General features: G+C 69.2%; 12 protein-coding genes and 1 pseudogene. 10 read left to right on the plus strand and 3 right to left on the minus strand.

Annotated features, from left to right (window positions below; all coding sequences use genetic code 11):
- The 3 genes and pseudogenes from VFA06_RS14370 to VFA06_RS14380 all read right to left on the minus strand — a co-directional run.
- Positions 1–550, minus strand: a pseudogene (locus VFA06_RS14370) (hypothetical protein); the annotation flags it as partial.
- Positions 551–994, minus strand: coding sequence for an NUDIX hydrolase (locus VFA06_RS14375; protein WP_324841052.1), 444 nt, complete (start codon positions 992–994; stop codon positions 551–553).
- Positions 995–1,005: 11 nt separating this feature from the next.
- Entirely contained in the window at positions 1,006–1,773 is a 768-nt protein-coding gene (locus VFA06_RS14380) for a GntR family transcriptional regulator (protein WP_324841053.1), read from the minus strand.
- A gap of 120 nt (positions 1,774–1,893) precedes the next feature.
- Here VFA06_RS14380 and VFA06_RS14385 point away from each other — a divergent pair, with 120 nt between their 5' ends.
- The 10 genes from VFA06_RS14385 to VFA06_RS14430 all read left to right on the plus strand — a co-directional run.
- Complete coding sequence (locus VFA06_RS14385; RefSeq protein ID WP_324841054.1) at positions 1,894–2,295, plus strand: hypothetical protein; 402 nt, start codon at positions 1,894–1,896, stop codon at positions 2,293–2,295.
- A gap of 300 nt (positions 2,296–2,595) precedes the next feature.
- On the plus strand, positions 2,596–3,009 hold the full coding sequence (locus VFA06_RS14390; RefSeq protein ID WP_324841055.1) for a hypothetical protein: 414 nt from the start codon (positions 2,596–2,598) through the stop codon (positions 3,007–3,009).
- A gap of 80 nt (positions 3,010–3,089) precedes the next feature.
- A complete protein-coding gene (locus VFA06_RS14395; protein ID WP_324841056.1) occupies positions 3,090–3,482 on the plus strand; it encodes a RapZ C-terminal domain-containing protein in 393 nt (130 codons plus the stop codon).
- A complete protein-coding gene (locus VFA06_RS14400; protein ID WP_324841057.1) occupies positions 3,479–3,673 on the plus strand; it encodes a hypothetical protein in 195 nt (64 codons plus the stop codon). The genes VFA06_RS14395 and VFA06_RS14400 overlap by 4 nt, the downstream gene beginning before the upstream one ends.
- Positions 3,645–4,052, plus strand: coding sequence for a hypothetical protein (locus VFA06_RS14405; RefSeq protein ID WP_324841058.1), 408 nt, complete (start codon positions 3,645–3,647; stop codon positions 4,050–4,052). Before VFA06_RS14400 ends, VFA06_RS14405 begins: the two co-directional genes overlap by 29 nt.
- Positions 4,049–4,315 carry a hypothetical protein gene (locus VFA06_RS14410; RefSeq protein ID WP_324841059.1) on the plus strand — a complete coding sequence of 89 codons (267 nt, stop codon included), beginning with the start codon at positions 4,049–4,051 and terminating at the stop codon, positions 4,313–4,315. The genes VFA06_RS14405 and VFA06_RS14410 overlap by 4 nt, the downstream gene beginning before the upstream one ends.
- Positions 4,316–4,317: 2 nt before the next feature.
- Positions 4,318–4,758 (plus strand): hypothetical protein, encoded by a 441-nt coding sequence (locus VFA06_RS14415; protein ID WP_324841060.1) that lies wholly within the window; start codon positions 4,318–4,320, stop codon positions 4,756–4,758.
- Positions 4,755–4,934: a hypothetical protein gene (locus tag VFA06_RS14420; protein ID WP_324841061.1), complete on the plus strand. Its 180-nt coding sequence runs from the start codon at positions 4,755–4,757 to the stop codon at positions 4,932–4,934. Before VFA06_RS14415 ends, VFA06_RS14420 begins: the two co-directional genes overlap by 4 nt.
- Positions 4,935–5,072: 138 nt before the next feature.
- Positions 5,073–5,447, plus strand: coding sequence for a hypothetical protein (locus VFA06_RS14425; RefSeq protein WP_324841062.1), 375 nt, complete (start codon positions 5,073–5,075; stop codon positions 5,445–5,447).
- The coding region (locus tag VFA06_RS14430; protein ID WP_324841063.1) for a transglycosylase SLT domain-containing protein at positions 5,444–5,723 on the plus strand (280 nt) is incomplete at its 3' end. The genes VFA06_RS14425 and VFA06_RS14430, both read left to right, overlap by 4 nt.

A 5,723-nucleotide genomic window follows, 5' to 3' on the forward strand; every position in this document is an offset into this window, starting at 1 on the left:
CGCCGGCGAGCCAGTGGCCGCCCTCAACATTGCGGAGCTTGCGCTGTGTCGAGACGAGTTCGCGGAGCCGAGCGTCGCGCTCGGCGCTGCCCTCTGGTGCAGCCCAGACTGCCTGTCGCAAGTCGTCGAACAGCGCTGCGATGCGGTCATCGCAGATCACTTCCGTTCCTGACGGCAGGTCGAAAACGAGTGTCACGTCTGACAAGACGAGGTAGTCAACAGTCGCCGAGGTGGCCCGAAGGACGCCGACCGACGCCGACGGCGTTCCGTCCGCGTTAAGGTCGCATGTGTTCGCGTGCGACCTCGCGACCGAAGCCAGCGCTCCGGCCAGAACGGTGGTGAGGCTCGATTCGGGCGCGGACGCCTCACCTGTGGCGATCTGCGCGGCGAGCTGATTGACGTACCAGGCAGTCCCGTGAATGCATCCCGTGTCGAGTCCGGCCGGCGCACTGGCTCCATCCGCTACTACCACAAGTCGCGGTGTCGCGAGAACCACATCCTCATTCGGGCGATCCTCAGAACCTGGCTCGGTGGCAAAAGCGACCTGCATTTAGGCTCCCTCCTCGTAGGAAACGAGACGAACACCATCGTGAGCCCGGACGTGAGGCCACGGTCCGTCCAGCGCGTCCTGGACGCGGATCGCGAACGCTTCGGTCATCTGCTCCGCTACCTCGGTGGGAGTGAGCCATTCGACCGCGACCGACTCTGCGGATTCTTTCGGCGTGCCGCCGACGGCGCGGCAACGGAAGACCAAGGCTACGACGCCGAGCTTCATGTGCTTGTAGACACCTGTCAGTTGTTCGGGCTCGACGTCGACGCCGGTTTCCTCTTGGACTTCGCGGCGCAGGCCGGCCTCGATCTGCTCGTGGGCTTCGAGGATGCCGCCCGGCGCCTGCCACTGCCCGTTGTCTCGGCGCTTGATGACCAAGATGCGGCCGTCATCTCGGACGGTGACGCCGGCGACGCTGACCGAGTGGCGGTAGGTGTCTGCCATGTCTTGAGCCTCTATTCGGGAGCGTCGAAGTCGTAGACGAAGACCGCGCTGGCGGCGTTCATGACCGAGCTGAAGACCTCGATCGGGCCATCGGCAGTCATAGCGACGCGCAGCACGGTCGCCACCGGCGTGCCTGGCGGCAGGCGAAGCATCCGCACTTCGTCCGGGTTGGGCATGCGGGCGCGGATCTCCTCGTGGAACTTAGTCAACAGATGGCCGCGCTCCTCGAGTCGCGCGTAGCTGCCCCCAGGACCAGTGCTCTGCTCCTTGATCGCAGTGCCCTCAACGATCTCGGGGCGGTAGTAGGAGTCCGCGATCTGGTTCGGCTCCTCGTTTATCCACTCGCGCCGGCTGCGCTTGAAGACTGGCGCACCTGGCTCTATTCCGTACCACTTGGCGACCCAGTCCGGCGCTGGCACCTCGGCAAGTTCGAGCACCTCCTGCCGAGAGGTGAGCCCGAGAGCCACTGCCTCGGATTTCTGGGCCGCCAGCCCGGCTGCACGCTTCGCACGGGAGAAGCGGTCGACGCCCATGCGGATGAGTGGTGGCGTCTTGCGAACGAAGACGCCTTTGCCGGTCTGCCCGAGCACCAGACCCTCGTTCTTGAGGATCTTCACCGCCTCGCGAGCAGTCTGAGGCGCGACCGCGTACTCGTCAGCGAGCTCACGCTCAGATGGCAATCTGCTCCCAGGCGCGAGGCTGCCGTCTTCGATATGGGCTCTTAGGGCGGCCGCGATCTGCTTGGACGGGGACCGGGGGTCGGTCGGATCGATGCTCATTGCACCATCCTAGCCAGCCTCACTAGTGGGGTATTGCGGACCGTCGGAGACACGTGCTACGGTTCCTCCATGCCTCACTAGTGAGGCGGTGAGGTTCCTCTCTTTCAAGGAGTCCCGTCAATGGCAGTTCAGCGTTCTCAGGCGGTTGCACCTGGTCGGTATGTCCCTCTGGCACGGATCACGGGTGCGGAGATCCTTTCGGATCGGCATCCGGTGTCGGTGCAGGTGGCGAAGACGACAATCCATGGCCGTGCTCCGCAGATCTTCGCGGTGGGGGTGCGGATGATCCGTGCGGCGGTGCGTGCCGACCCGCGACTGGCGGCTGGCCTCGCTGCGGTGCTGCCGGAGCTATCGGCGGGAGAGGCCGCGCAAAACGAGACGGTTCGGATGTCACCGGAGAGCACCGGGAGCCGCTTGTATCCCGTGACGACAGCGGAAGGCAGCGGTGAAGAAATCTCACCGCGTATGTCACCGAAGCCTTCCCTGAGCGGCTTGCCGGTGATGACCGGGTCTGCTGCTTAGCGCGTCCGGGACTTGCTGGTCCTGGTCCGGGCTCCGCCACCTGGGCGGGGAACGGGCCAAGGCCGTCAAGGCCTACATCAACTTCATAGCCCGCTTGGGGATTTCCGGTAGGCAGCGGTCGGCGTGAGTGGCCGCAGGTTCAAGGCCCCGGGATGGTTCGCCCAGTCCCCTTGCGCGGCAGCAGCGCTCGTGCTGCCCGGACGCCCACGGAGCCCTGCCCCAAAGGGACCTGTGGGCGGCGGGGAACACGAGCTCCGCGTATCAGCCCAGCCAATTCGAATGTGCCGCCGGGAAGGTGGTGTGCCCGCAATGAAGTCCAATGGCCGCCAAACCATTTGTATCAGCTCCTTGCCAGTCCTAGAGGTTGAGTTGCTCGGCGCCCGTAACGCCGCGCTGGTGTGCGTGCACTGTCGTACCTGGCAGATGGCGCGCGGCGGTCTGGTGCAGGTTCACGCCGTCGACGGCAACAAGGTCACCCGCGGCAACACGGATCGTTGTGCCGGCTCCGGGCAGCACCTGACTTTCGACGTGGCCGCCGCCGAACACATCACGGCCCGTGCCGCGGAAGTGCGGGCGCGGCGTCGCGCTGTCGCCAAGGCGCCGGCCCACGCGGTGACTCCCGCGCTGCGTCGCGTCACCGCGGTACGCACGCTCACCTATCCGCCAGCCGCACCAGCAGTGCACCAGATCGCCGCGCGCCGCGCTGGCACCTGATGTCCACACACCAACCACGTTGCTGCCCAGCCCGGCCGAGACTGTCTCGGCCGGGCCTCTTCTTGCCCGGAGGCGCGTACGTGTCCCAGACCCCGACCGAGATCGAGATCGTCAGTTACGGCGAGCTGCATGGCGACCCGCCGCCGCTGCCCCCAGATGTGCACATCGACCTGCGCACCGCGTTGCGCAACCCGCATCAGGACCCCGCGATGCGGCAGCTGACTGGGTTGGACGCGGCGGTGCGCGAGCACGTTCTGGCCACGCCCGGGGCGCAGCAGATCGTGCGCGACGCCGTCACCCAGTCCCTGGCCGCGGTGCGCGCCGACCGCGCGGTACGTGTGCACACCCTGTGCATGGGCGGCCGGCACCGGTCGGTCGCCATCGCCGAGGCGATCGGCGAGTGCCTGCGCGCGGCCGGTGCGGCCGTTCGCGTCCCGCACCGGCACCTTGACCGCCCGGTGGTGCAGCGGTGAGCGATACGCCCTACGCGAAGTTCAAGTGCGCTACCTGTGAGGACTGGGGCTCGGTGGTGGCCCCGGGCGGACGCGGCACGCTGTCGTGTCCCGAGCCGATCCACCGTACTGCCACGACAGCCCCGATCACCGGTCCGAGCGCCGGAGAGGAGACCGAGAACCGTGCCCGCGACGACGACGATGAGCACTGACACCGGCGCGCTGCCGGTCCGATTCACCCCGCATGCACTGGCGGCGCGCCTGCCGCAGCACCTCGCGGGGCAGCCCGAAGCGCTGGTCGAAGGCCCGTGGTGCGCCGCGGCGTGGATCCTGACGCTGTTCGGCACGAACGAGCCGCGCATCTGGGACTACGTCGAGGAGTTCTATATCGACTTCGACGCAATCCTGAGCACCGGCGGCTGGTCGAGCCGTGAACTGCTGCTCCTGCGCGCGGCGGCGAGCCTGGCAGGCACCACGTTCGTCAGCGTGGATCTGAGCGACCTCGCCGGGCTGCTGGACGCGCACGAGTGGCACACCGTGCTCGAAGCGCTGCGCATCCGGCGCGCCGGAGAGTACGGAGGTGGGCGGTGAGCAGCGCGACAATCACGCTGGTCGGCACCCCGGATCGTTCCCGCGGCGGGGGAGCGGGCGACGAGGCAGCGCTGCTGCGCCAGGCGTACGGCGACCTGCTGCGCGCCGCGCAGGCGACGTTGGCCGCCGACGCGGCGGGGATGGCTAACCCGCTCGGCTGGCTGCGCGACGCCCTCGCGCCTGAGCAGCTGCCCGGGTCCGGAGCGCGGCCGAGCGACTTCGTGCCCGCCGACCCGCAGGACGCGACCTGGGGGCGGTGGTGACCGTGCCCGAGCACACGAGCGACGACGACGCTCTGTTCCCAGTGCTGGCCGCTGCCGATCCGGACGAGGCGGTGGCGCTGCGGCACATCGAGGCGTACTTCCAGCGGCCGGTCGACCGGGCCCGCGAGCGGATCCGCGCGGCGAACGCGGAACTGGAGTCCGCGCTCGCGCGCCAAGCCGGCTGGCAGCGCACCGGGGTCTTGTCCGACGCGGACGCCGACTGCGTGGCGATCGCCGCACAGGGCACCGTGCTGGACACCGGCAGCGCACTGATCCGCACGCCCGGTTTCCCGAACGTCGCGCTGGACCGCGGCCCGTACGAGCAGGCGCAGGCCGAGCACGCCGCGGTGTGCCGTTACCTGCGCGCCCGCCACCCGAACCTGGTCGGCACACAGCCGGAGCCCGAGCGCGAGCTCGGCCGCAGGAAGAGGAGCCGCGCGTGAAGATCCGCCTGTGGGGGCTGCCCGAGGAGAACGACCAGGTCACCGCTGTGCTGCGCGCGGCGTTCACCGTGGTCGACGAGTCCGACGACTATCTGCCGCGCCGCGGGGATTCCCCGCTGCGCCGCCGCTACATCGAGATCCGCATCCAGGTCCCGCCGGGAAACGACGGGGCCTGACTTATCTCTGGTGCGCGGCCCGCGACCGCCTTTCGGGGCCGCGCACCGGTCACCAACCCCTTCTTTCTGACAGACCGGCCCGCACGGCACACCGCTGCGCGGGCCGGTTGTCTCAGCATGCTGAGGAGCTGATCGCCCGTGTCCACGCCCACCGCGACGACGCGCCTGCCCGCGTCAGCCGCGCTCCCGCCGGCCGCAGACGCGGTGCGCGTCGCCGACGTACTGCTGACCGCTGGCCGCTACGCGCAGAAGATGATCGACGAACACCCGGAGCTGAGCCTGCGCGCTGCGGTCCATCACGCCGTGAACGCCGACGGCGGGCCGCTGCGCGACCCGAGTTCGGCACTGGACGCACTGGCGGACTACCTGGCGCCCGGCTGGCGCGCGAACCCGTACTGGACCGGGCCCGGCGAGGTGGTCGACCGCTGGCAGAAGCAGGCCCGCAGGCCGCTAGATGTGCCCGGTGTGCTCGGCTTGGCCGCGGTGCACACGGCGAGTGGGGGTGCGCCGTGAAGCCGCGCACCCTGCTGCTCGGCGCGGGCGTGATAGCCGTCCTGGTCGCCTACCAGCACGCCGAGGCCAACACCACAGCCAGCGGGGGCGCTACCGGCGGCGGTCTTCGGCCCGGCACCGTGCCGACCGCCTACGCCGCGATCATCATCGACGCGGGCCGCACCTGTCCGCAGGTCACTCCTGCGCTGCTGGCCGCGCAGATCAACCAGGAATCTGGGTTCGATCCCAGATCGCTGTCCCCGACCGGCGCCGAGGGTATCGCCCAGTTCGAGCCGT

Source organism: Actinocrinis sp., assembly GCF_035653575.1.
Classification (GTDB): Bacteria; Actinomycetota; Actinomycetes; order Streptomycetales; family Catenulisporaceae; genus Actinocrinis.